This window comes from Halorubrum ejinorense, assembly GCF_055389685.1.
In genome coordinates this window covers 1,947,371-1,969,247 of record NZ_AP043777.1, presented here as the reverse complement: position 1 = coordinate 1,969,247, position 21,877 = coordinate 1,947,371, and the positions used below count along the sequence as shown (strand labels likewise).

Genomic DNA, 21,877 nt, shown 5'->3' with positions numbered 1-21,877 from the left:
TCGGGGCGGATAAAAACCCCGTCCGACGTCGGGCTGACGGTTCCGGCGAACTAACCGCTGTACTGACACGTTTCTCGCGATCGGCGGTGGGCGAACGCATCGGTCGAAGCCGGGTTCGAGAGGGGCCGAGGCGCCCGGGATCGCCGGCGATCGCTTTCGCAACGCTTGTGTTCCGGCGCGGTGAATCGAGGCCGTGTCACGGACTCGGCTGTTCGGATCGCTTTGCGCCCTGGTCTTCCTCGTCAACTTCGCGCGGGTCGTGTTCGCACCCCTCGTGGGGCAGTTCATCGGCGAGTTCGGAATCGGCGAGGGGACCGCCGGGCTCATCGTCACGCTCGCGTGGCTCGGGTCGGCCGCGCCGCGGCTCCCCGCCGGCTGGGCGCTGACCAGATTCGCGCGCCACCGCGTGATCCTCGTCTCCGGCGCGATGCTGACGGCGGGCGCGCTCGGCGTCGCGCTGGCGCCGGGCGTGCTCGCGCTCATGGTCGCCGCGTTCGCGGTCGGCTGCGCGTCCGGCGTCTACTTCGTGGCCGCGAACCCCTTCATCGCGGAGCTGTTCCCCCGACGCGTCGGTCGCGTGATGGGGGTCCACGGGATGGCGAGCCAGCTCTCCGCCGTCATCGCCGCGCCCGCCGTCACCGTCGCGCTGTGGTACGACTGGCGGTTCGCCTTCTACGGGCTCGCGGTCGCCGCGGCCGCCAGCACGGTCGTGTTCGTCGTCCTCGCGGCCCGGACCGACCTGCCGGACGCCGGCGGGAGCGACACAGACTTCCTCGCGGCCGCTCGCGGCGAGTGGAAGCTCATCCTCGCGGGGGTCGTGATGATGGGGCTCACGAGCTTCGTCTGGCAGGGCCTGTTCAACTTCTACGAGCTGTACATGATCGCCAAGGACCTGCCGCCGGGGACCGCGAGGAACCTCCTGACGGTCATCTTCGCGGCCGGCGTGCCCGCGTTCCTCGTGTCGGGCGACCTCGCCGACCGGCTCCCGCACGTCCCCTACATCCTCGGGATAATCACGGCGTTCATCGGCGGTATCGTCCTCGTCGTCCTCGCCGAGGGGCTGGCGGCCGTCATCGCGGCGAGCGTCGTCGTCGGCTTCTCCATCCACATGCTGTTCCCGGCCGGCGACACGTACCTGCTCGCGTCGCTGCCGGACGAGTCGCGCGCGTCGGCGTACGCCATGTTCTCCGCCGGGATGATGTCGGCGCAGGCGGCCGGCTCGTGGGTCGTCGGCGAGGCGGTCGAGGCGGGCGCGACCTACGACGCCGTCTTCCTCGCGCTCGCCGGCGGACTGACGGTCCTCGTGGTCGTGTACGCGGTGTTACACCGCCTCGGCCGCGTCCCCGGCGGCGCGGCGGGTTCGACGCCGGCGGCCTGAGGTCGTCGAGGCGAAGCCCGCAACGGGTCGGAGGTACCGCACCTGTTTTGAGCGTCCCGCCCGTGTGATCGGTAGATGGAGTACGTTCAAGAACGCGTGACGACCCTCCACGCGTTGACCGACCACCGGCCCGACGCCCCCACGGACCGAGCGGCGGTCGTCGTGCCGATGACCGAACGCGAGTACGGGACCCTCGCCGCGGAGCGCGTGCTCTCGACGCTGGAGACCGTCGACCCCGCGCGGGTGATCGTCCCGCTTCGAGCGTCCGCGGAGCGCGCCGGCCCGTTCGCGGACTGGCTCGACGGGTTCGACCTCGACGTCGAGACGCTGTGGTGTGACGGCCCCCGTCTCGCGTCGCTGCTCTCGGCCCGCGGACTCGACGGCGAGCGCGGCAAGGGCCGCGACGTGTGGCTCGCGCTGGGTCGCGCGCTCGACGAGGAGTTCGTCGTCGTCCACGACGCCGACACGAAGACGTACTCGCCGGCGTTCGTGAACCGCCTGCTGTTCCCGCTCGGGCGCGGCTACTCGTTCTCGAAGGGGTACTACGCCCGCGTCGAGGACGGCTCGCTGTACGGTCGGCTGTTCCGGCTGTTCTTCCGGCCGCTCGTCCGGGCGCTCGGAGACGCGGCCCCGGGTCGCGAGCCCGACGTGCTCGCGTATCTCTCCGCGTTCCGCTACGCGCTCGCCGGCGAGTTCGCGGCGACGAGCGACCTCGTCTCGCGGCTCCGCGTCCAGCGCGGCTGGGGGTTGGAAGTCGGGACGCTCGGCGAGGCGTTCGGCCACGCCGGCTTCGCCGACAGCGCGCAGGTCGACCTGGGCCGGTACGAACACGACCACCGGTCGGTCGACGGTCCGACCGGCCTCGCCGACATGAGCCGCGCGGTCGGGGCGGCGACGCTGCGCGCGGTGGAGGACGCCGGCGTCGACGTCGACTACGACGGTCTCCCGGGGCGATACCGCGAGGCCGCGGAGACGCTGGTCGACGGCTACGCCGCGGACGCCGCGTTCAACGGGCTCTCGTACGACGGCGACGACGAGCGCTCCCAGGTGGCGACGTACGCCGAGGCGCTCGGCGAGCCGGGTCCGGACACGCGGCTCCCGGCGTGGCAGCACGCCCCGGTCGATCCGGACGAGGTCCGCGAGGCCGCGAGCGCCGACCTCGCGGACGTCCGCGGCGACGGTGCGGTCGGGGGGAGCCTCGGACGCGACGGCGACGCCGCGGTGTCGGGCTCGACGGTCGACACCGACGGCGGCGAGCCGACGACCGGTGACGGCGGGACGGAGCCGGCGCCGGGGGAGGACTGACGATGGCCGACGGTCCGAGCGTCGCGGCCCGGGACGACCTCGCCGGGGTCGTCGACCTGTTCGCGTGGCTCACTCGGACGGAGCTCTCGCAGGCGCTCTCGGAGTTGGCGTTCAAGAGCCGGACCGAGGTCGACGAGGACGCCATCGACGCCGCCATCGACCTCGCGGTCGCGGAGTACGCGCTGGTTCCGGCTCCGGCGGCCGCCCTTTCGAGCGAGGGCACCGAGTCCGCGTCCGAGCGGGAGACCGCGCTCGCCGTCGGTCCCGCCGCGTTCCCGACGCTTCCGGAGGGCGCAGCGGACCTCCCGCACATTCTCGACATTCCGTCACGGGAGGTCGACCGCGAGGCGCTGTCGGACGCCGTCCTCGAACGGCTCCGCGAGGAGGCAGTGGCGGCGATAGGCGACGGGGACGACGACCGGCTGGAGACGCTCGCGGACGTGACCTACGACGTGGAGGCGTGGGCGCCTGTCGACGTCGACCCCGTTCGAACGCGGATCCTCGCCGAGGTCGACGAGGAGGCGTGAGTCGGCGGGCGCCGCGGTCGCCTCAGCCGGAGAACTCCGACTCGCTCACGCGGACGACGACGGTCTCGTCGACGTCGCGGAGGTCGTACTCTGGCGTCTCGCCCTGCCGGCGCCGGACGAACAGCGGTTCGACCGGCCGGCCGTCGACGAGGCCGAACACCTTCAGGCGCTGATCGGTCTCCTCCGGCGGGACTGCGCCGTCTCGCACTTCCCGGGCCAGGTCCCGCGAGAGCCACTCGTCGGCGGCGACCGACGGCTCCAAGACGAGCGCCTCCTCGACGAAGCGGACGAGATACCAGTCGAGGTCGTTCAGCAGCGAGACGGCGGCGCCGAGGCTCACGGTGTCGACGGCGACGCTGTTCTCGAAGGGCTCCTCGATCCGGTAGGTTGCGAGCGCGTCCCGCGCCGTCTCGCGAGAGAGCAGCTCGTAGGAGAGCTCCACGTCCGGGTCGCCGAGGAGACACACCCGCGTCACACGTCGGCGGTCGCGGGGCGCGGTGAAATCGGTTGCGGTCGGTGACGCTACCAGGAGATCCGCTCGCGGTCCTTCCAGAGGTGCCCCGCGGGGCTCCCCCGCGCGAACCGGGCGAGCCAGACCGGCGTCTCGGCGCCCTCGGAGGGCGTCCGCGGCGCCTCGTCGCCGCCCATGTCCGTCCGCACCCAGCCGGGAGAAACGGCGTTGGCGATGAGTCCCTGATCGCCGTACTCGCCGTCGAGGTACGCCGTCAGCCCGCCGACGCCGACCTTCGAGAGCCGGTAGGGCGGATACCCGCCGTCCATCTGTCCGTCGGTGAACCGGCCGAGCCCCGACGAGAGCGTCACGACGCGACCGCCGGTCCCGTCCAGGAGGAGCGGCAGCGCGTGCTTGGTCAAGACGACCGGGCCGCGGAGGTTCACGGCCATCGTGAGGTCGAAGTCCGCGGTGTCCATCTCGTGGAGGGGTCCCGACCGCGCGAACACGCCCGCGTTGTTGACGAGGACGTCGAGCGAGCCCTGTTCGCGCTCGATCCGGTCGACCGCGGACCGTACCTCCTCCTCCTCGGTCACGTCCAACTGGACGGCGTGCTGGTCGGACGCGGTCACGTCGTCGGGGTCGCGCGCTCCCGCGTAGACGGTCGCTCCCAGGTCGGCGAGTTCCGCGGCGATCTCGGCGCCGATCCCCCGAGTCGCGCCCGTGACGAGGGCCACGTCGTCGGTCAGGTCGGCCTTGAGATCGACGTCTGTCGAAGCGTCTGGCATGCCGTTCGGTACGGCGCGTCGACAGTAGAAACCCCGGATCGGCGCGGCTCGGACCGGGTCACCGGTCCGACCGTGTCCGCGCTCAGAACGTCGAGACGTCGCCCTCGATGACGCTGCGGGTCACGTCCGTCACGTCGGCCAGTTCGCGGTCGACGATGGCGAGGACGTCGTCCTCGATGTCGCCCAGGACCACGTCGTCCTCGGTGACGATCTGCGCGTCGGCGACGTGCGGCTCGTCGATCGGCCGGCCGATCTGCGAGAGCAGTCGGACCTGAAGGTCGCGGATGCCGTCGACCTCGCTCGTGACCGACTCGGCGATACGCGTCGACAGCAGGTTGTAAATCTTCCCGATGTGGTTGACGGGGTTCTTCCCGGAGGTCGCCTCCATCGACATCGGGCGGTTCGGCGTGATGAGCCCGTTCGCGCGGTTACCGCGACCGACCGAGCCGTCGTCGCCCTGCTCGGCGGAGGTGCCGGTGACGGTGAGGTAGACGGAGCCCTCGTCGTAGTCGTCTGCGGTGTTGACGTCGACGTGGACCTCGCGGTCGGTGTACTCGCGGGCGAGGTCGTCGACGTACTCGCGGACGGAGTCGACCGCGTCGTCGTACTCCTCGAGGCCGTCGACGTACGCGTCGACCATCGCGGCGGCGACGGTGATGTCGATCTGGTCGCCCTCGCGTTTGCCCATGATCTTCACGTCGGGGCCGAGTTCGGGGTGATCGTCGTGGTACGTGGTGTTGAGCGCGTGCTCGGCCTCGTGGACGATGGTCTCCGTCTCCGTGAGCGGGGCGTGACCGACGCCGAAGGAGGTGTCGTTGGCCATCGGCACTTCCTGGGTCTCCTCGCCGAAGACGTCCTGAAGGTCGCCGGAGCCCTCGCCGAGCCTCGCGTCGACGACCACGTCGGTGCCGTACTCCAGTTCGGGGATCGCCTCGGAGAGGTAGTCGCGGGCGGCCGCGAGGGCGGTCGAGTCGACCGGGAGCTGTTCGCCCTCGTACTCCTTCGTGGCGCGGCCGACGATGAGGATGTAGATGGGCTCGACGACCTCGCCGCCGCCGAACGCGGGGGCCGCGCGGCCGGCGACCAGCTGCGTCTCGTCGGTGTTGTAGTGGAGGACTTTCCCGACGCGGTCGAGGTAGAGCTGCGAGAGCGCCCGCGAGACCGACTCCGCGACGCCGTCGCAGATCGAGTCGGGGTGACCGATCCCCTTTCGCTCGACGATTTCGACCTCCTGGTCCTCGACCGCTTGCCGGTCGAGGCGGCTGACCTGTATGTTCCGGTCCATTAGCCTCCGGTACTTCACCGCTGACAGTATAACTTGCGGAAACGCTCCGTCGCGGTTAAATTACCTCAAGTAATCAAATGCCCCCTCGACGGCCGATCGTGCCCGCGCCCTGCGGAGACGCAAGCGAGCCTTTGTGTCTCGCCAACGACTTTCCGTCACCTCACGGTGTTGTCCGTATGGACGGACCCACACCCTCTCGGCGCCGGCTCCTAGCCGGTGCGATCGCCGGCGGCGTCGGCGCCGTCGCGGGCTGTCTCGGAACGACCGACGACGATCCGGGCGACGGTGACGGAGCGACGTTGCGTCTCTCGCTCTCGCGGGTCGACGGCTCGTTGCGGGAGCGCTACGTGCGGGACAGCGACGATCCGGCCGAGCGCTGGGACGAGGCGGCGCTCGACGCCGCGCTGGCGGGCGACTCGTACACGATCCGACACAGAGAGCCGTTCTACGCGGGTCCCGAGAAGCCGGCGTACGTGGCTCACAAGGGCACGTACTACCGGCTCGGTTCGCTTGTCGTCGACGAGGTCGCCGAGACGTATCCGGTGTTGCGGCTCTACGAGACCGACGGAGCGGTCGAGTCGGCGGTCGCGGCGGACGAGGAGGGTGACTTGCCGCTTGTCGACCGACGCGCGGTCAAGATCGCGCACTTCGCGGCGCGGGCCCGCGGGAACGTCGGCGGGTACGCGGTCGGACTGGTCGAACGCGGCGGGTACGCGTACCGCGACGAGTCCGACCGCGCCGACAGCGAACTGCTCGACGACGACGGTCCCGATCACGTCACGTACCGAGAGACCACGTACCGCGTCGACATCGAGCGCGAGCGCTTTCACGATGCCGTCTACCGGCCGACCGCGCAACCGGTCGCGGAGAGTCCCGAACGAATGGAGACGGTCCTCCGAGCGCGGCTCGTCGGTCCCAGAATCGAGTCGGACGAGCTCTCGGAAGCGGCCGGGCGGATCATCGACCGAGCGGCGGCCGACGAGTACACCGAGACGCACCCGTACTCCGAGGCGTACGTCGAACTGCTCCGGGCGCTCGACGCGCGACCGTACCTCGACGGTAACATCAGGAAGGACGCGGGCGTCGGCGAACACGACAAGGAGATGATCCGGCACGGCGAGGCGTACTACGAGCGGTACCTCCGGCTGTCGGGTTCGGGGGACGGCTGACCGGCCGCGCTTCTCGGGACCGTCTCAGCGCGCCGCCTCGTACGCCTCGCCCATCACGTCGAGCGCTTCGCGGAGTTGCGCCTCGTCGGTCGCGTACGAGATGCGGGCGTGGCCCGCGCCGTGTTCGCCGAACGCCTCGCCGGGGACGACGACCACGCCGCGGTCGAGACACTCGTCGACGAACCCCTCCGGAACGCGGGGCATCGCGTAGAACGCCCCCTGCGGCGTCGGGCAGTCGAGGCCGATTTCGTCGAAACCGTCGAGGAGGAGGTCGCGGCGGCGCCGGAACGACGCCGTCATCTCGTCGACCACGCCGCGGTCGCCTCGCAGCGCGGCTTCGGCGGCGTACTGCGCCGGGGCGGAGGCGCAGGCCTGCGCGTACTGGTGGACGCGGAGCATGCGCTCGACGCGGTCCGCCGAGCCGTACACCCAGCCGAGCCGCCAGCCGGTCATCGAGAACAGCTTCGAGGCGGAGTTGACGACCACGACGTTGTCGGTCTCGGCGTACTCGATCGGCGAGTGGTGTTCGCCGTCGAAGACGGTGTACTCGTACACCTCGTCGGAGAGACAGAGCACGTCGTGTTCGTCGGCGATGCGGGCGAACTCGCGCACGTCGGCCTCGGAGGAGACCGCACCCGTGGGGTTGCCGGGGGAGTTGACGACGAACGCCGCGGTGTCGTCGGTAATGGCCGCCTCTATCGCCGCCGGATCGATCGTGAGGTCGTCGCGCAGCGGCACGGGGACCGGCTCGCCGCCGGTCAGCTTCGTGAGCGCGTCGTAGGAGACGAACCCGGGGTCGGGGATCAACACCTCGTCGCCGGCGTCGACGTGCGCCTCCAGCGCGATGTGGAGCGCCTCGCTGCCGCCGGCCGTCGCGACGACGTTGCTCGGGTCGAGGTCGATGCCCTGGTCGGCGCGGTGTTTCTCCGCGATCGCCTCGCGCAGCGACGGGGTGCCCTTGTTCTCGGTGTAGGCGTCGGCCTTCCCGGACTCGATGGCGTCGACCGCGGCACGGCGGGCGTGCTCGGGCGTCGGGAAGTCGGGCTGACCGAGCCCGAGGTTGATCGCGTCGTCGCCGGCCGCCTCGAACACCTCGCGGATGCCGCTGATCGAGATCCGCTCGACTCGCTCGGAGAACGTCGTCATACTCGTGTGGGCGCGCCGCCGAGAGTTAGTTCTTGTCACGTCGGATCGACCGACCGTCGGGCGAGTCGACGCGTCCGCCGGCGGCCGGCCGCGCGGTCACCACCGACGCCGCTCCCAGACGGGTCGACGGCCTTCGCGGCCGGCGTCGCGGCTGAGCCGCCCGTCCGCGTCGGTCGGCAGCGCGAACCGACCGTCGAGGACGCTCGGCACCTCCTCGGGACGAGCGCGAAGCAGTACGTCGTCGACCGCCCGGAGCCGGAGCATCGGTCGCCCCGGCCCCATCGGCACCTTGACCGACTCGATCAGCTCTCGCTCGACGAGCGCGCGCCGGTCTCGCGTGAACTCCTGCGCGGGGGCGATCCCGACGCCGTCGACGCCGACCCACCGGCGGAGGTCCCGGAACAGGTGGTCGTGTCGCGCCGCGAGCGCGACGAGGAGCGTCCGGTCCGTGGGCTCGGTGGTGCGCCCGAACTCGCCGGGCGCGAGCGACTCCAAGACGGCGGCGAGGTCGTCGGCGAAGCGGTCGTCCAGCGTCTCGCGGGCGGCCGCGAGCAACCGCGTTCGCGACGGCATCCCGACGGGAGCGGCCGCCGCCGCGTCGAACCGCGACTCGGCGGCCGCGCGGACGCCCGTGATCGCCTCTCGGGCGCCCGCCGCGGAAGCACCCCCGGAGCCGTCGTCGACCGCCGTCGTCGCGAGCGTTCGGTCACCGGGCGGACCGACGACGGCGTCGACCCGATCGGGGCTCGCGAACAGCGTGCCGCTGGTGCCGTGACCGAGGGGTTCCCCGGTTCGGAGTCGGATCGCGTCCGTCTCGACCGCTTCGGCGACCGCGCTGCCGAGTACGAGCGCGCGGGAGAGCGCGTCGACCGCGCCGGGGCGACACGCGACCCGCCACGGCGCCCCGGACGACCGCTCGCGGGCGGCCAGCACCGACGGGAGCAGGCGGAGGGGAACGCCGACCGCGACGACCGCGGAGCGTCCCGCCAGCGCGGTCTCGACCGACTCGGTGAGGGGGTCGTCGTCTCGGGGGAGGGCGTCGGCGACCTCCGGCGCGGCGCCGGAGCGACCGCTCCGGGCGTCGACGGGTGGTGCGGGTTCCGTTTCGGCCTCGTCGTCGGCCACAACGTCGCAGACAGTCGCGATCGGAAAGAGCGTTGTGCCGGATCGGCGAGGTGCTGCGGTCCGTGAAGCGGGTAGCGACCGCGGACCGCGCTCAGGGCGCTCGACCGAAGACGAGGTAGCCCGTGTGACCCACGCCCGCGGTGGAGGGACGCGAACCGCGGTCGGAGAAGTCCATCTCGCGTTGGATCGTTTCGAGCGTCTCGACCCCGGTGAAGCCGGCCTCGCGGGCGGCGAGGGCCGCCTCGCGGGTGCCCTCGACGAAGGGAGAGTACACCGCGAGGCGACCGCCGGGCGCGAGCAGTTCGTCGGCGCGCTCGACCACGGCCGGCGCGTCGCCGGTGTCGAGCGTCAGGGCGTCGAACGGCTCGCCCTCGGCGAGCGCGTCCAACTTCTCGGTGAGGTCGCCGGTCCGCACCTCGACGCGGTCGTCGACGCCCGCCGTCGCCATGTTGTCGCGAGCCACTTCCGCGAAGTCGGCGTCGACCTCGTAGGTGGTGACGTCGGCGCCCGCCCGCCCGAGGTACGCGGCGAGGATCCCCGTCCCGGTGCCGGCGTCGAGGACGCGGTCGCCGCCGGACGCGCCGGTGTGGCCCATCACGAGCCCCACGTCGCGGGGCATCATCGGTGCGCCGGTGCGTTCGAGGTGGTTGAACAGGTCCGGGCCGCGGAGCGCGCGGACCTCGAAGACGGTACCGAGGTGCGTCTCGACCTCGTCGCCGGCAGCGACGTCCTCGGGGACCTCGAGCACGCCGAGGTCAGTGCCGAACTCCTCGCCCGGCTCGAGTAAGTACTCCCGGTCCTCGTGGACGAGCAGGTACGCGGCGTCCGTCACTGGAGGTTCGAGATCGCCCGCGCGGGCTCGCCGTTGGCCGCCTCCAGCGCCTCTCTCGCGTCCGCCTTCGAGACGCCGGCCTGCTGGGCGACCAGCGCGATGTCCTCCTCGGGGATGCCCTCGTCGTCGCCGGCGTCCTCGTCGCCCTCGTCGAGGGCGGGGTCGGCCGCGTCCCCGCCGCTCACGCCGGCGTCGTCGACCTGGTTGGGCGAACCGACGATCTGGTAGGTCTCCTGGCCCTGCGCGTCCATCTTGGTGACCTGCGCGCCGTCGAAGACGAGGTCGCCGTCTGCCGTCTCGATGACGACCCGTTCGGCGTCGATGTCCTCGACGTCGATCCCCATCTGTTTCATCATCTGTTTCATCTTCCGCGGGTTCATGCCGCCGCCTCCAAACATGGTCGACGATTCGGCCGGAGGACACAAAAAGGGTGTCGACACGTGGCGCTCGACCGGCCTACCGCCGGGACGAACGAATCGCGACGCCGTCGGGACGGACGGATCGCGTTGCCGGCGAGCCGGACCGCGACGGCGGGGTTGATACGTGCCGCGCACGAGGCGAGAGTATGTACCTCGCCGACCACACGTGGCCGGAGTTGGGCGACGCGCTCTCCGATGGTTCCGTCGCGCTCGTCCCGCTCGGATCGACCGAACAGCACGGCCCGCACCTCCCGCTCGCGACCGACCACCTGATCGCCGAGGGGCTCGCGACGGCCGCCGCAGATCGGTCCGACGCGGTCCGGACGCCCACGATCAACGTCGGCGTCAGTCCGCACCACCGGCAGTTCCCGGGAACGATGTGGGTCGATCCGCCGGAGTTCAGGGACTACGTCGAGTCGTTCACGCGGAACCTCGCGTACCACGGCGTCGACCGCGTTGTGTTCGTGAACGCCCACGGGGGGAACGTCCAGCACCTCCGAGAGGTCGGCCGCCGGCTCCACGAGGACGAGGCCGTCTACGCGGTCGAGTGGATGTGGGACGAGTCGATCCCGGAGCTGGTCGACGACCTGTTCGAGCGTAACGGCCCCCACGCCGGCCCGAAGGAGACGGCGATGATCACCCACATCGCCCCCGAACTCGTCCGCGAGGACCGACTCGAAGACGCCCGCGACGGGGGGCTGGTCGACCTCGCCGACGCGGAAACGATGGTCCACGGCGCTCGGACGTTCTACGACGCGGTCGACAACTCCCCCAACGGCGCGTTCGGTGACCCGACCGACGTGACCCCGGAGAAGAGCGAACAGCTGTTCGAGGCCGCGACGGACCAGCTCGTCCAGCTGGCCGAGTGGATCGGCGACCGCGACCGCGACGACCTGTTCCCCGAACCGCGGGTCGAGCAGGAGCGCCGTCGATAGCCGAGACCGTTTCCCGGTCGAGATCACGACGGACGGAGTATCCCTCGAACGGAGACGTCTCTAAAAACGGATGTTTTACTTTCCAACGGGTTTTTGCTATTTGACACGAATCGCGGAGTATGGAACGCCGTCAGGTGCTCCGATTTAGCGGAGCCGCGCTAACCCTCCCACTCGGCGGCTGTGCGTCGATACGAGGAAGGGCGGCGGAATCGAGGTTCACCTTCACCCGGACGGGTGAACTGCCGGTCGAAAAACGCACGAGCGAGTTCGCTCGCTCGTACCCCGGCCAGGAGCCGTTTGCCGAGGTGGTTTTCGGAGCGGAGCCGAAAGGCACTGACGACGTACACGGGGTGGAGATATACAACGACTGTGAGAGTCCGGTCGAGATCTCGCTCGCGGTCGACGACGGAGGAGAACGAACGCTGGTGTTCGGGGGTGAAGGAACCATTTCAACGAACGAATACATGGTGATCGCGATTTCGCGCCCCGCGACGTACGTCAGCGAACTCGAAGTACGTGGGGACGACGTGGCCCTTCAGAAGACGTTCGACGTGCCAGAGAGCGCGTGGGAAGCGGGACCGGCCGACGATAAGGGGATTAGTCCGGAGCATAACGTCCATATCCAACGAAACGATATCGAAGTGAGGTTCGTCGGAGAAGAGCGGTGAACTCGGGAGACGTGGAAGGACGGGACCCCTCGATAGGGAGAGCACGTCGGTCCAGTTAACGGGGGCTACGAGAGGGACGCCCCGACGGAACAGCGCTTCCACCGAGAAGGGTGCCGAACAGATCGGAGTTCAACGGCGCCGAAAGTTCCTAACCGTCCCCGAGGCTCTCCCCGAGCGCCGCGTCGGCCTCTTCTCGTCGCCCGTCTAAGACCGCGAACCGCTCGCCGCGGCGGCGTTCGAGCCAGCGCAGGAGCCGGGCCGCCCAGTCGAGCTTCCGCGCCTTCATCGGGTCGACGTCGGGGTCGTCGAAGTCCCACCCCGGGAAGACGAGTTCGCCGGCGCCAAGGTGATCGGCGAGGAACGCGGCGCGGTCGCCGTCGGTGAACCCCCCGAAGTTCGCGACCACGCCGACTGGGGCCGCCTGCGTGGTCGCCAGCGTCCACTCGTCGGCGAAGCGCGGGAGCCACTCGCGGACCGCCGGGACGTTGTCGCCGTGAGCGTGTGCGGCGACGGGGACACCCTGCCGGGTCAACGCCGCCGCGGTATCCGGGTTCTTGTCGAGGTCGGTGACCATACAGTCGACCGTGACGCCGCGATCTGCGAGCACGTCGGCCGCCGTGGAGGCGGCGACGACGACGTCGGCGTCGCGGGCGGTCGCGACCTCGTCGCCGAGGCTCGGGGCCGCGCCCGCGACCGCGACGGTCTCGCCCCGCCAGTCGTCGAGCCTGTCGAGCGGGAACGGTGTCGCGAGATCGGCGGCCACGTCGCGCGCGCGCTCGTCCGCGCCCCGGTCGAAGCCGAAGTCCGCGAGGATCGACTCGTAGACCGGCTCGAAGGTCTCGAAGTTCATCGGCGGCCTCCGGCCGGCAGGGCCGCCGCAACGCCTGTCGGGGACGACGCGAGACGGCGCCGCCGCTCGTCGGTCGAGATATGGTATGGCCCGGAGTGGCACAGAGTACCCCTACCCGCGTGCCCCTCCGGCGTCCGGTCGATCGGTTGTCTACACGAGGGCATAAACTTTCTCTTAACTCACGTGGAGGTCGATTCCGTCGAGTGCGGCGTCGAGCGGCTTCGAAGCGCCGGAAACGGCCTCTCGAACCGAATCGACGGCCGCTGGCGTCCCGATCAGGAGGCCACGGCGGTCCTCGGGGGCTCCGGCGTCGGTTCCGCCGTCGGCCGCCGAGGGAGCGGTCTCGGTCGCCGCCGGATCGCCGAGCGCGAACGCGGCGCCGGTCGCGTCGCCGCCGACGGTCGCGGCGCGCAGCGCGCCGACGGCCGGGTCGTCGAGGCCGGTCAGTTCGAAGGTGTGAACGACCGCGCTGCTCGCGACGCTCCGGCCGTCGTCGGTGACCCCCGCCGCGCCGAGCCGGTCGAGGTGGCGCCGGGCTTCGGCGACGCTCGTCACGTCCAGTTCCTCGACGGCGACCCCGTCGGCGCCGCCGCCGGAGCGGTAGCGGTCCCGAGCGAACTCGGCGCCGACCAGCGCGGCGTCCCGCGTCTCGGCCACGTCGTGCGTCCGGATCACGTGGGCGCCGCGCTCGACCGCCATCGACGTGGCGGCGAGCGAGACCGGCAGCGCCGCCTCGGTGCTGCGGCCGGCGATGGTCCGGAGGAAGCTCTTGCGGTTGATCGACACGAGGAGCGGGCGACCGTAGCCGCGGAACTCACGCAGGCGGTGGAACGTCTCGCGGTCGTCCTCGTGGGTCTTCTCGACCGACCAGCCGCCGAACGCGGGGTCGAGGATCGTCTTGTCGGTGAGACCGTTCATCGACAGGGCCTCGTAGATCTCGTCGACGTCCTCGATGGCGCCCGGCCGTTCGAGGTCCGGCGGCGAGGCCATCTTCGAGACCGCCACGTCGTGTTCGCGACAGACTCGCGGCATCTCGGAGTCGGCGAAGCCGCAGATGTCGTTGACCATGTCGAAGCCGCGCGAGATCGCCTCGTCGGCGACCTCGTGGTACCGCGTCTCGATCGACCAGACGGCGTCGCCGGAGGTGGATTCGAGAGTCTCGACCGCGGTGTCGAGCCGGTCCAGTTCCTGTTCGGCCGAGAGCACGTCGAGGTCCTTGTTGGCCGACTCGAGGCCCACGTCGACGATGTCGGCGCCCTCGCCGATCAGTTCCTCGTCGACGTACGCGGCCGCCTCGCCGGGGTCGTCGTACACGCTCGGGTCGTAGGGAGACTCCTCGGAGACGTTGAGTACGCCCATGATCCGGGGCGGGTGATCGTCGCCGATTCCGAGCCCCGCGGCGTCCACATTTCGCATACGATCACCACGGGCGCGAGCGACATAAACTGGGGGAGTGACCGCCGACGTCGAGGCAGGACGACCAAGTGGTGGTCTGCGCGGAGCGGCGCCCGAGCGTCGGTCGGAGACGGACCGCAGATCCCCCCCGAAACCGTCGCGAGACGTGTCAGTGTGAGACACGACGGCAGTCGTCGGACACGTCTTAATGCCGTCGAGCACGTATCTGAAGCATGTACACGAAATCAGAGAATCGACTGCTCGGACTCGCGTTGGCCGCCCTGCTCACGACGATAGGGGCCGAACTCCTCGGGAGTCAACCCCTCGTCACGGTCGGCGTCGGCGTCTTCGCCCTCGCGGTCGTGGCGCTGTTCGCGGTCATGAGCGTCGTCCTCGCGGTGAACGTCGCCCGTGGTTCGGACCTGATAGCGCTCGACGCGGCCGCGGCCGAGCGACCCCGCTGAGACGCGATCACCGGTCGAACGACAGCGAGTCCCCGACCGACACGTCGTGCCGGTCGGTCCACTCGTAGGGGACTTCGAGCACGTACTGCCCCGATCCGGGATACCGCTGTTCCTCGCCGTCCTCGTTCGGCCCGGGTTCCGGCGCGTTGTGGATCTCGACTATCTCTCGGTCACCGTCGGCGTAGACGATGTCGATCCCGAAGCTCATCCGTCGCATCACGTAGGTGAGCGAGTCTCGGGGAGCGTCGTAGACGAACAGCATGCCACCGTCCTCGGGGAGCGACTCGGCGTCGCTGAGTCCGAGGAGCCGTTTCTTCCGGGAGTCCGCGATCGCGGCCGTCACCGCTCCGAGTTCGTCGCCCTCGGGCGTCTCCGCGGTCACGGTGGTCGTCTCGTAGTCCGCGTACGTGCCCGTCGGCCACTCGGGATCGGTCCCGTCGCCCGTTGAATCGTCGCCCGTCGAGCCGTCGCCCAGACACCCGGCCGCGGTCCCGACGGTCGCGGTCGCGGTCAGCCCGAGGAGGCGTCGCCGTCGCATGGTATCGACGAGGGGCCTCGCGTATATAAGCGACCGCGTCGTCGCGGGGATCGAGAACGACGGCCGGGGCGACGAGGCTCCGTCGCCCCGATCACCTTCGCGAGGATTATGCCCGTGGACCGACAGCTACCGACATGGCCGGTTCAAGCGACCGCGAGACGCCCCGAGGTGCCCCCGACAACGGGGCCGTCCTCGGCGGCGCGGCTATCGTCGTCGGCGGGGCCGTCTCGCTGTCTGGGCTCCTCTTGTATCAGGCGTCCGCCGCCGGCGGGAGTCACGTCTCCGGGGTCGGGCTCGCACTGCTGTTCGCCGGCGTCTTCGCGGTCGAGCGAGTCAGCGGTCGCCTCGGACTCTCGACGGAGACGCGCCACCGGGTAGCGCTCGGCTTCGGCGCGCTCGCGGTGGTCCTGAGCCTCGCGTTCCTCGTCGTCGACTACCCCGGCTTCTCCGGGGCGGTGGACCGACCGGGCAACGAGTCGGCGGCGGCCGCGATCCGGTTCTACGCCACGGGGCTAGCGCGTCTCGCCGCGTAACGGGCGTAACCGTCCGGGAAGGACGCGCTTTTATCGCCGCCGGAGCGTAGCGTGTGACATGGCGAAAGTGAGTATCGGCCTCCGCGGCTGGCGCTTCGAGGAGGACGAGATATTCAGCGACGACGGGGAGCTGAAACCCCTCGACGAGATTCCGGAGGACCCGCGAGAGCGGCTCGTACGGCTCGTCTCTCTCGTGGAGGAGCCCTGCGACGTCTGTTACCTCGAGCACGGCGAAGAGGATATCCACCGCTGTCGGGAGGCGGAGATCGTGTACGGCGAGCCCGAAGGGGAGGTGCTGCTCTGTCCCGAACACGAGCCCGACCTGATTTACTGGTTCCGCGAGGCGGGCGGCAGCGAACACAAGGGGTCGGTCGAGTTCGCCGACCGCTTCCACGAGTGGGTCGCCGCCGGCAACGAGTCGCCCGAGGGGTTCGGCTCCGTCGAACACGTCGAGGAGGACCCCGGCGGCCTGCCGGAGCTCCCCGACCAGCAGGAGGTTCAAGAGCGGATCGAAGCGGACTTCGACGGCGACCGGATCGACATCCTCGAGCTCGCGGGCCAAGAGCCCCGAGACGAGGACGAACAGCTGACGGAGTCGGACCTCGCCGACTCCGATCTCGACCTCTCGACCGACTATCCGTCCGACCGATGAGCGGCGACGAGGAGGGGACGGAGTCTCCGGGGGGCTCGGACGACGACGACGCGGAGCCGCCGAGGGAGCGGAAAAAGCCCGTCGTGGTCGTCGTCGAGCCCGAGACGCCGGGCAACGTCGGCACCATCGCGCGAGCGATGAAGAACTTCGGCCTCTCGGAGCTCAAGCTCGTGAACCCGCCGGAGATCCCGGAGGACGGCGAGGCGTACGGCTTCGCCGGCCACGCCCGCGAGGACGTGCTGCCGAACGCCGAGGAGGTCACCTTCGACGAGGTCGTGGCGAACTACCACACCGTCGGCACCACGGCCATCACCGGCGAGGACGACCGCAGCCACGAGCGGTACCCGTTCAAGACGCCCGCCGAACTACGCGAGTCGCTGAAGACCGTCGACGCTCCCACCGCCATCGTCTTCGGCCGTGAGGGCCGCGGGCTCAACAACGAGGAGCTCTCCCGGCTCGACGAGGTCTGCTCGATTCCCGCCAGCGACGACTACCCCGTCCTCAACCTCGGGCAGGCGGCGACGGTGCTGTTGTACGAACTCCGCGAGCTCTCCGTCGACGAGACGCAGCTTCCCGACACCGAGGTGACGCGTGCGCCGGAGAACGACGTGGAGCGCTTCCACGAGTTCTTCGACGAGTTCCTCGCCGCGACGGGCGCCCGCGACCACGTCCGCGAGAAGAACGCCCTGCTGATGCGCAGACTCCTCGGTCGCGCGCACCCGACCGAACGCGAGATCCACTCGCTGCTCGGCACTTTCCGGAAGGCCAACACGAAGCTGGACCACGCCGACCACCTCGCGGCGAAGTACGACGAGCCCGTCTACCCGCCGGAGGGATAGCCGTGCGCGGCTCGCTCCTCGACGACGACCTGCTCGCCGGCGTGCGCGACGTGTCGCCGCTGATGCTCGGCATCGTCCCGTTCGCGCTGGTCGCAGGCATCGCCGCCGTCGACGCCGGGCTCGGTCTCGCGGAGGCGGTCGGGATGTCGGTGATCGTGTTCGCCGGCGCCTCCCAACTGGCCGCGTTGGACCTGCTCGGTGAGAACGCGCCGCTGGCGGTCGTCGTCGGGACGGCGGTCGTGATCAACCTCCGAATGCTAATGTACTCGGCGTCGATCGCGCCGTACTTCTCGGAGTACGGCCGTCGACTGCGCGCGGGGCTCGCGTACCTGCTCACCGATCAGGCGTACGCGCTCTCGGTCGCCGAGTTCGAGGAGAACGCGTCGCGCAGCCGGTGGCGCTACTACCTCGGCGCGGCCGCGTCGCTGTGGATCGTCTGGCAGGTCGGGACCGTCGCCGGGGTCGTCCTCGGCGCCGGCGTGCCGGACTCGCTGGGGCTCACCTTCGCGGTCCCGCTCGTGTTCCTCGCGCTGCTGGTCCCGGCGATGAAGGACCGGCCCACCACCGTCGCCGGCGTCATCGGCGGTGCGGTCGCGGTCGTCGCGGCCGGGCTTCCGCTCAACCTCGGCCTGCTCGTCGGCGCCCTCAGCGGCGTCGCGGCCGGGTTAGTGACGGAGGTGACGGGACGGTGACGGGCGGTCTCGGCGCGCTCGTCGCGTCTCCGCGCGCTTGGGTCGCCATCGCCGCGATCGGCGTCCTCACGTACGCGATCCGGCTCTCCTTCATCCACCTGTTCGGGCGGATCGACGAGGTCCCGACGCGGATCCAGCGTCCGCTGCGGTACGTGCCGCCGGCGGTGTTGGCGGCGCTCGTCCTCCCGGATCTGATGACGCTGCGGCCGTCGGTCGCCGCCACCCTGCTCGACGAGCGGCTCATCGCCGGCGTCGTCGCGGGCGCCGTCGCGTGGCGGACCGAGAACGTGTTCGCGACCATCGCGACCGGCATGACGACGCTGTGGCTGTTCCGGTTCGTCCTGTTCGCGTGAGGCGCGTGGGTCGGCTCCGGGCCGCGGATCGCGTTCAGTCGCTCGGATCGTCTCGGGCGGCTTTGCTGAAATCCCCAACGTGTGAGATCCGTTCCTGATCGTGTGAGTATCGAGGGCGTAGTCGGCCGCTCACCGAGGTCCGATGTCTCGGTGAGCGGGCGAATTACCCTCTTCTCAGTTCAGACGGTGCGCGGTCGCGCGACCGGGTCCGTGAATCACAACCCGCCGAGGGTGACTCCAACTCCGAACAGCGTGATGAACGTGCCCGCGACCCTGCCGATCGTAATCGACACGACGCTCATCTCGATGTCAGCCGCCCTCCGTTTCGTTCCCCACGATTTCACGACGCGATTGAACTTGTCCACGAGGGGGTGATTTATCACGGCCAATCCACCCGTTAAGATCAGTACGAGCCCCGTCCCGACCAAGAGAAAGTCAGCCACGGAAACCGTTGAGCGCGCTTCGAATAAGTGCCTTCTTGCCGATTTCCCTTCGCTCGCAGCACCCCCGTGAGCGGTGCCGAACCTACTGATGTGCCTGTTCGTCTCCGGACGTACGCCTGACCGATACGCGCCCTCTATTCGGCACGCTGTTTGTTCCAGATTCGAGGGATTCAACGGTGTCTCTCGGTCGTACTCACTCGAATCGATCGGGTCGAAGCCTCGCGAATGCGAAGACGACGACGCCGGCGAGTCCCGCGGCGACGAGCGCTCGCTCGACGGTCACGAACCCGCGGACCGACGAGACCGCGTAGGAGGCTGCCGCGACGACGCAGAGCGCGTAGCCGACCGCAGCGACGCCGAGGAGAGCCGGCCGGGCCGTCGACGAGTTCCAGAGGCGGACCCGCGTCGCGACCGCCGCGGCCGCCCCGAAGAGGAGGCCGACGGGCAGCCCGACGAGCGCGGAGAACTCGATCGTCGGCTCGAGGAGGGCGGTGAGCGTCGCGCTCACGGCGAGGAACGCGGTCACGCCGACTCCGAGCGTCGCGACGAGTCGCCAGTTCATGCCCACCCGATCGCGGCGAGGGGGGATAAACGGTCGCGTCAGCGCTCGCGCTCGGTCGCGCGATCCGACGGCCGGTCGCGCGTCTCGCCGGCGCCGCGTTCGGTGGGACGCTCGAACCGAGAGCTGCCGTCGGCCTCGCGCTCGCGGGCGGCGGCGATCCGCTGGGCGCCGTCGGCGAGCGAGTCGAGCGCCGCGAACAGACGGTACGAGAGGTATGGACCGACGGTGAGCACGAGGACGGTCCAGACGCCGAGCAGGATCTGGCCGACGATCAGCAGTGAGTAGACGAACACGAACAGGCTCACCGCCGTGAGCGCGGTACCGGCGCGCGTGCGGAGGGCCTCGGCGGGAGAGAGCGGGTCGTGCGGCATAGGCACCGCTATCGCCGCGAGCCACTTAAAAATAAACGCGGAACCGAACGGCTCGGGCCGACCGGAACGCGGCCGTCCTCAGTCGTCTGCCGGAGCCGCGGAGTCGCCCGCGGAGACGCCGGTGCCGGGGCCGATGTCGATGCCCAGATCGGCGAGCTTCTCGTCGGGGACGACGCCGTCGACCCAGCCGCGGGTCTCGTAGTACTCGGCCTTCAGCTGGTCGAGTTCGACGAGTTCGCCCTCGCTGGCGCCCGTGCCGGGAATGGCGTCCGGGTGGCCCTCGACGAAGCGGTTCGGCAGCGTGTCCTCCGCGCCGGCGAAGCCGACGAGGTTGTTGTAGTAGCGTTCGAGGTTGTAGATGCGCTCGCCGGCCTCGAACAGCTCGTCCTCCGAGAGGTCGCGGCCGGTCATGCCGTTGTACTGGAGGACGTACTCCTCGATACCCTCGGCGAACGCGCTGAACTTACAGATGTCGAACGAGTCCGAGACCGCGTGGAGGTCCTGGAAGGTGGCGGTGAGTTCGCCCTTCCCCTCCCACTCGTACGGGTCGACCTTCTCCGGAATGCCGAGGATCTCGGCGGCCGGCGTGTACCCGCGCAGGTGGCAGGCGCCGCGGTTCGAGGTCGCGTACGCGATCGCCATTCCCTTCATACAGCGCGGGTCGTAGGCGGCCATCGTCTGGCCCTTGACGGAGAGCTTGTTGCCGTGCGCGTCCTTCGCGTCGGCGACGCGCTCCGGACCCTCCGCGAGGAGGTCGCCGAGGTCCGAGGAGCGGTGACCGATCTCGTCGAGGAGGTCGATCATCGTCTCGGAGTCGCCCCAGTCGAGGGTGCCGACGTCGTCGAGTTTGCCCTCCTCGCTCATCTCCATCGCCATCGCCATCATGTTGCCGGCCTCGATGGTGTCGATGCCGAGGTCGTTACAGCGCTGGAGCATCAGCGCGATCTCGTCGCGGTCGGAGTGACCCGAGTTCGGGCCGAGCGCCCACGCGGACTCGTACTCGTACGACTCCGTGCGGACGTTCATCTCCTGTCCCTTGTGCTCGACGTTGACCTCGACCTCCTTCTTACACGCGACCGGACAGGAGTGACAGGTCGGCTCGTCGACGAGGATGTTCTCGCGGACGTTCTCGCCGGAGACGCGCTCGGCCTCGATGTCGACGCCCTCGGCCTCGTTGTACGCCTCGGTCGATGTGTGTTTGGCGTTCTTCGTCGGGAGCCCGTCCATTTCCTCGGTCGCGTTCATCAGGACGTTCGTCCCGTACATCGAGAGCCCGCCCTCGTTGGGCGCGGTCACGTCGGACTCCCGGATGACCTCCATCGCCTGCTGATATCCCTCCTGGAACGTCTCCGGGTCGGCCGGCTTCGGCATGTCGGTCCCGCTTTTCACGACGACCGCTTTCACGTTCTTGGCGCCCATGACGGCGCCGGTGCCGCCGCGGCCCGAGGCGCGGTCGTCCTCGTTGATCACGCAGGCGTAGCGGACGCCGTTCTCGCCGCCCTGTCCGATCGCCATCACGGAGAGGTCTCGACCGACCTTCCCGTCGACCTCCTCGCCGATCTGGTCGATGGTGTCGTGGACGCCCTGTCCCCAGAGGTGCGAGGCGTCGCGTACCTCGACGTCGCCGTCCTCGACGAACAGGTAGACCGGCTCGTCGCTCTCGCCGTCGAGTAGGATCCCGTCGAGGCCGGCCCACTTGAGTCGCGCCCCGGACCAGCCGCCGTGGTGCGAGTCGGTGACCGTTCCGGTCAGCGGCGACTTCGTCACCAGCGCGATCCGGCCGCTCATCACGGTCTGCGTGCCCGTCAGCGGGCCGGTCATGAACGCCAGTCGGTTCTCCGGACCCATCGGGTCGACGTCCGGGCCCTGATCGAAGACGTACTTGACGCCGAGCCCGCGCGCGCCGATGTACTTCTCCGCGTCGTCGTCGTCGATCCCGCGGTAGCTGACCCCGCCACCGCCGAGATCGACCTGTGCCACACGGTCTCTGTAGCCGCCCATTTCAGTCATGTAATGCTCGTTCATTATAGACGGACCACAGCGTGTTAGATGTTCACCTCCGAGAGCAACCGGAAAGGGTTACGTCGCATGGTATCCCGGTCCGTCAATTTTTATAAATAAACCGCGCACGCCGCGGTGAGATAGTCGCCGACCGCG

The 21,877-nt window shown here is 69.9% G+C and carries 26 protein-coding genes; 12 read left to right on the top strand and 14 right to left on the bottom strand.

Going from position 1 to position 21,877, the window contains the following annotated elements:
* The first annotated feature begins 193 nt into the window (after positions 1-193).
* From ACZ5KW_RS11230 to ACZ5KW_RS11220, 3 genes are all read left to right on the top strand, one after another.
* On the top strand, positions 194-1,378 hold the full coding sequence (locus tag ACZ5KW_RS11230; RefSeq protein WP_343776422.1) for an MFS transporter: 1,185 nt from the start codon (positions 194-196) through the stop codon (positions 1,376-1,378).
* Between the two features lie 75 nt (positions 1,379-1,453).
* On the top strand, positions 1,454-2,683 hold the full coding sequence (locus ACZ5KW_RS11225; protein ID WP_343776421.1) for a glycosyltransferase family protein: 1,230 nt from the start codon (positions 1,454-1,456) through the stop codon (positions 2,681-2,683).
* A gap of 2 nt (positions 2,684-2,685) precedes the next feature.
* Entirely contained in the window at positions 2,686-3,210 is a 525-nt protein-coding gene (locus ACZ5KW_RS11220) for a DUF7109 family protein (RefSeq protein ID WP_343776420.1), read from the top strand.
* 22 nt (positions 3,211-3,232) lie between these two features.
* On the opposite strand, the gene ACZ5KW_RS11215 is transcribed toward ACZ5KW_RS11220, so the two are convergent.
* From ACZ5KW_RS11215 to ACZ5KW_RS11205, 3 genes are all read right to left on the bottom strand, one after another.
* Positions 3,233-3,685 (bottom strand): DUF5804 family protein, encoded by a 453-nt coding sequence (locus ACZ5KW_RS11215; RefSeq protein WP_343776419.1) that lies wholly within the window; start codon positions 3,683-3,685, stop codon positions 3,233-3,235.
* Positions 3,686-3,732: 47 nt separating this feature from the next.
* Positions 3,733-4,449, bottom strand: a complete 717-nt coding sequence (locus ACZ5KW_RS11210) for an SDR family NAD(P)-dependent oxidoreductase (protein ID WP_343776417.1) — start codon at positions 4,447-4,449, stop codon at positions 3,733-3,735.
* An 82-nt stretch (positions 4,450-4,531) separates the two neighbouring features.
* Positions 4,532-5,734 carry a methionine adenosyltransferase gene (locus ACZ5KW_RS11205; RefSeq protein ID WP_343776415.1) on the bottom strand — a complete coding sequence of 401 codons (1,203 nt, stop codon included), beginning with the start codon at positions 5,732-5,734 and terminating at the stop codon, positions 4,532-4,534.
* A gap of 176 nt (positions 5,735-5,910) precedes the next feature.
* On the opposite strand from ACZ5KW_RS11205, the gene ACZ5KW_RS11200 reads away from it, so the two are divergent.
* Positions 5,911-6,903 carry a hypothetical protein gene (locus ACZ5KW_RS11200; RefSeq protein WP_343776414.1) on the top strand — a complete coding sequence of 331 codons (993 nt, stop codon included), beginning with the start codon at positions 5,911-5,913 and terminating at the stop codon, positions 6,901-6,903.
* Positions 6,904-6,927: 24 nt separating this feature from the next.
* On the opposite strand, the gene ACZ5KW_RS11195 is transcribed toward ACZ5KW_RS11200, so the two are convergent.
* The 4 genes from ACZ5KW_RS11195 to ACZ5KW_RS11180 all read right to left on the bottom strand — a co-directional run bounded on the left by ACZ5KW_RS11195 (position 6,928) and on the right by ACZ5KW_RS11180 (position 10,404).
* Entirely contained in the window at positions 6,928-8,049 is a 1,122-nt protein-coding gene (locus ACZ5KW_RS11195) for a pyridoxal phosphate-dependent aminotransferase (protein ID WP_343776412.1), read from the bottom strand.
* A gap of 96 nt (positions 8,050-8,145) precedes the next feature.
* Positions 8,146-9,174, bottom strand: a complete 1,029-nt coding sequence (locus ACZ5KW_RS11190; protein ID WP_343776410.1) for a transcriptional regulator TbsP domain-containing protein — start codon at positions 9,172-9,174, stop codon at positions 8,146-8,148.
* Between the two features lie 91 nt (positions 9,175-9,265).
* The gene (locus ACZ5KW_RS11185) at positions 9,266-10,006 is read right to left on the bottom strand and encodes a tRNA (adenine-N1)-methyltransferase (RefSeq protein WP_343776409.1); all 741 of its coding nucleotides are present in this window, start codon (positions 10,004-10,006) and stop codon (positions 9,266-9,268) included.
* Positions 10,003-10,404, bottom strand: coding sequence for a nascent polypeptide-associated complex protein (locus ACZ5KW_RS11180; RefSeq protein ID WP_343776407.1), 402 nt, complete (start codon positions 10,402-10,404; stop codon positions 10,003-10,005). Before ACZ5KW_RS11180 ends, ACZ5KW_RS11185 begins: the two co-directional genes overlap by 4 nt.
* A gap of 167 nt (positions 10,405-10,571) precedes the next feature.
* Between ACZ5KW_RS11180 and ACZ5KW_RS11175 the strand changes: the two genes are divergently transcribed.
* Together ACZ5KW_RS11175 and ACZ5KW_RS11170 are read left to right on the top strand one after the other, a co-directional pair.
* Complete coding sequence (locus ACZ5KW_RS11175) at positions 10,572-11,360, top strand: creatininase family protein (RefSeq protein ID WP_343776405.1); 789 nt, start codon at positions 10,572-10,574, stop codon at positions 11,358-11,360.
* A gap of 119 nt (positions 11,361-11,479) precedes the next feature.
* On the top strand, positions 11,480-12,028 hold the full coding sequence (locus ACZ5KW_RS11170; RefSeq protein WP_343776404.1) for a hypothetical protein: 549 nt from the start codon (positions 11,480-11,482) through the stop codon (positions 12,026-12,028).
* Positions 12,029-12,176: 148 nt separating this feature from the next.
* Here ACZ5KW_RS11170 and ACZ5KW_RS11165 read toward each other — a convergent pair whose 3' ends face one another.
* Positions 12,177-12,878: a 6-hydroxymethylpterin diphosphokinase MptE-like protein gene (locus ACZ5KW_RS11165; RefSeq protein WP_343776402.1), complete on the bottom strand. Its 702-nt coding sequence runs from the start codon at positions 12,876-12,878 to the stop codon at positions 12,177-12,179.
* Positions 12,879-13,052: 174 nt separating this feature from the next.
* Positions 13,053-14,294, bottom strand: a complete 1,242-nt coding sequence (locus ACZ5KW_RS11160; RefSeq protein WP_343776400.1) for a dihydropteroate synthase — start codon at positions 14,292-14,294, stop codon at positions 13,053-13,055.
* A 212-nt stretch (positions 14,295-14,506) separates the two neighbouring features.
* Between ACZ5KW_RS11160 and ACZ5KW_RS11155 the strand changes: the two genes are divergently transcribed.
* On the top strand, positions 14,507-14,737 hold the full coding sequence (locus ACZ5KW_RS11155; RefSeq protein ID WP_343776398.1) for a hypothetical protein: 231 nt from the start codon (positions 14,507-14,509) through the stop codon (positions 14,735-14,737).
* A gap of 7 nt (positions 14,738-14,744) precedes the next feature.
* On the opposite strand, the gene ACZ5KW_RS11150 is transcribed toward ACZ5KW_RS11155, so the two are convergent.
* Positions 14,745-15,275: a DUF192 domain-containing protein gene (locus ACZ5KW_RS11150; RefSeq protein WP_343776397.1), complete on the bottom strand. Its 531-nt coding sequence runs from the start codon at positions 15,273-15,275 to the stop codon at positions 14,745-14,747.
* A gap of 134 nt (positions 15,276-15,409) precedes the next feature.
* Here ACZ5KW_RS11150 and ACZ5KW_RS11145 point away from each other — a divergent pair, with 134 nt between their 5' ends.
* Genes ACZ5KW_RS11145 through ACZ5KW_RS11125 form a run of 5 tightly spaced genes read left to right on the top strand, consistent with a single transcriptional unit; the run spans position 15,410 to position 18,344 of the window.
* The gene (locus ACZ5KW_RS11145) at positions 15,410-15,808 is read left to right on the top strand and encodes a hypothetical protein (RefSeq protein ID WP_343776395.1); all 399 of its coding nucleotides are present in this window, start codon (positions 15,410-15,412) and stop codon (positions 15,806-15,808) included.
* 58 nt (positions 15,809-15,866) lie between these two features.
* Positions 15,867-16,460 (top strand): hypothetical protein, encoded by a 594-nt coding sequence (locus tag ACZ5KW_RS11140; RefSeq protein ID WP_343776393.1) that lies wholly within the window; start codon positions 15,867-15,869, stop codon positions 16,458-16,460.
* The gene (locus ACZ5KW_RS11135; protein WP_343776391.1) at positions 16,457-17,299 is read left to right on the top strand and encodes an RNA methyltransferase; all 843 of its coding nucleotides are present in this window, start codon (positions 16,457-16,459) and stop codon (positions 17,297-17,299) included. The genes ACZ5KW_RS11140 and ACZ5KW_RS11135 overlap by 4 nt, the downstream gene beginning before the upstream one ends.
* A 2-nt stretch (positions 17,300-17,301) precedes the next feature.
* On the top strand, positions 17,302-17,991 hold the full coding sequence (locus ACZ5KW_RS11130) for an AzlC family ABC transporter permease (RefSeq protein ID WP_343776389.1): 690 nt from the start codon (positions 17,302-17,304) through the stop codon (positions 17,989-17,991).
* On the top strand, positions 17,988-18,344 hold the full coding sequence (locus ACZ5KW_RS11125) for an AzlD domain-containing protein (protein ID WP_343776387.1): 357 nt from the start codon (positions 17,988-17,990) through the stop codon (positions 18,342-18,344). Before ACZ5KW_RS11130 ends, ACZ5KW_RS11125 begins: the two co-directional genes overlap by 4 nt.
* A 215-nt stretch (positions 18,345-18,559) precedes the next feature.
* Here the strand turns inward: ACZ5KW_RS11125 and ACZ5KW_RS11120 are convergent, their stop codons facing one another.
* The 4 genes from ACZ5KW_RS11120 to ACZ5KW_RS11105 form a co-directional block, all read right to left on the bottom strand.
* Positions 18,560-18,787, bottom strand: coding sequence for a hypothetical protein (locus tag ACZ5KW_RS11120; protein WP_343776385.1), 228 nt, complete (start codon positions 18,785-18,787; stop codon positions 18,560-18,562).
* Positions 18,788-18,980: 193 nt separating this feature from the next.
* Positions 18,981-19,349 carry a DUF8147 domain-containing protein gene (locus ACZ5KW_RS11115; RefSeq protein WP_343776383.1) on the bottom strand — a complete coding sequence of 123 codons (369 nt, stop codon included), beginning with the start codon at positions 19,347-19,349 and terminating at the stop codon, positions 18,981-18,983.
* A gap of 38 nt (positions 19,350-19,387) precedes the next feature.
* Positions 19,388-19,720 (bottom strand): DUF8066 domain-containing protein, encoded by a 333-nt coding sequence (locus ACZ5KW_RS11110; protein ID WP_343776381.1) that lies wholly within the window; start codon positions 19,718-19,720, stop codon positions 19,388-19,390.
* 78 nt (positions 19,721-19,798) lie between these two features.
* On the bottom strand, positions 19,799-21,730 hold the full coding sequence (locus ACZ5KW_RS11105; RefSeq protein WP_343776379.1) for an aldehyde ferredoxin oxidoreductase family protein: 1,932 nt from the start codon (positions 21,728-21,730) through the stop codon (positions 19,799-19,801).
* Positions 21,731-21,877 lie beyond the last annotated feature (147 nt).

Excerpts from the sequence above, each read along its gene's own strand:
- ACZ5KW_RS11225 (WP_343776421.1), top strand. The coding sequence starts at position 1,454 with ATGGAGTACGTTCAAGAACGCGTGACGACCCTCCACGCGTTGACCGAC.
- ACZ5KW_RS11220 (WP_343776420.1), top strand. The coding sequence starts at position 2,686 with ATGGCCGACGGTCCGAGCGTCGCGGCCCGGGACGACCTCGCCGGGGTC.
- ACZ5KW_RS11210 (WP_343776417.1), bottom strand. The coding sequence starts at position 4,449 with ATGCCAGACGCTTCGACAGACGTCGATCTCAAGGCCGACCTGACCGAC.
- ACZ5KW_RS11205 (WP_343776415.1), bottom strand. The coding sequence starts at position 5,734 with ATGGACCGGAACATACAGGTCAGCCGCCTCGACCGGCAAGCGGTCGAG.
- ACZ5KW_RS11200 (WP_343776414.1), top strand. The coding sequence starts at position 5,911 with ATGGACGGACCCACACCCTCTCGGCGCCGGCTCCTAGCCGGTGCGATC.
- ACZ5KW_RS11195 (WP_343776412.1), bottom strand. The coding sequence starts at position 8,049 with ATGACGACGTTCTCCGAGCGAGTCGAGCGGATCTCGATCAGCGGCATC.
- ACZ5KW_RS11180 (WP_343776407.1), bottom strand. The coding sequence starts at position 10,404 with ATGTTTGGAGGCGGCGGCATGAACCCGCGGAAGATGAAACAGATGATG.
- ACZ5KW_RS11175 (WP_343776405.1), top strand. The coding sequence starts at position 10,572 with ATGTACCTCGCCGACCACACGTGGCCGGAGTTGGGCGACGCGCTCTCC.
- ACZ5KW_RS11170 (WP_343776404.1), top strand. The coding sequence starts at position 11,480 with ATGGAACGCCGTCAGGTGCTCCGATTTAGCGGAGCCGCGCTAACCCTC.
- ACZ5KW_RS11165 (WP_343776402.1), bottom strand. The coding sequence starts at position 12,878 with ATGAACTTCGAGACCTTCGAGCCGGTCTACGAGTCGATCCTCGCGGAC.
- ACZ5KW_RS11160 (WP_343776400.1), bottom strand. The coding sequence starts at position 14,294 with ATGCGAAATGTGGACGCCGCGGGGCTCGGAATCGGCGACGATCACCCG.
- ACZ5KW_RS11155 (WP_343776398.1), top strand. The coding sequence starts at position 14,507 with ATGTACACGAAATCAGAGAATCGACTGCTCGGACTCGCGTTGGCCGCC.
- ACZ5KW_RS11150 (WP_343776397.1), bottom strand. The coding sequence starts at position 15,275 with ATGCGACGGCGACGCCTCCTCGGGCTGACCGCGACCGCGACCGTCGGG.
- ACZ5KW_RS11145 (WP_343776395.1), top strand. The coding sequence starts at position 15,410 with ATGGCCGGTTCAAGCGACCGCGAGACGCCCCGAGGTGCCCCCGACAAC.
- ACZ5KW_RS11140 (WP_343776393.1), top strand. The coding sequence starts at position 15,867 with ATGGCGAAAGTGAGTATCGGCCTCCGCGGCTGGCGCTTCGAGGAGGAC.
- ACZ5KW_RS11135 (WP_343776391.1), top strand. The coding sequence starts at position 16,457 with ATGAGCGGCGACGAGGAGGGGACGGAGTCTCCGGGGGGCTCGGACGAC.
- ACZ5KW_RS11115 (WP_343776383.1), bottom strand. The coding sequence starts at position 19,349 with ATGAACTGGCGACTCGTCGCGACGCTCGGAGTCGGCGTGACCGCGTTC.
- ACZ5KW_RS11110 (WP_343776381.1), bottom strand. The coding sequence starts at position 19,720 with ATGCCGCACGACCCGCTCTCTCCCGCCGAGGCCCTCCGCACGCGCGCC.
- ACZ5KW_RS11105 (WP_343776379.1), bottom strand. The coding sequence starts at position 21,730 with ATGACTGAAATGGGCGGCTACAGAGACCGTGTGGCACAGGTCGATCTC.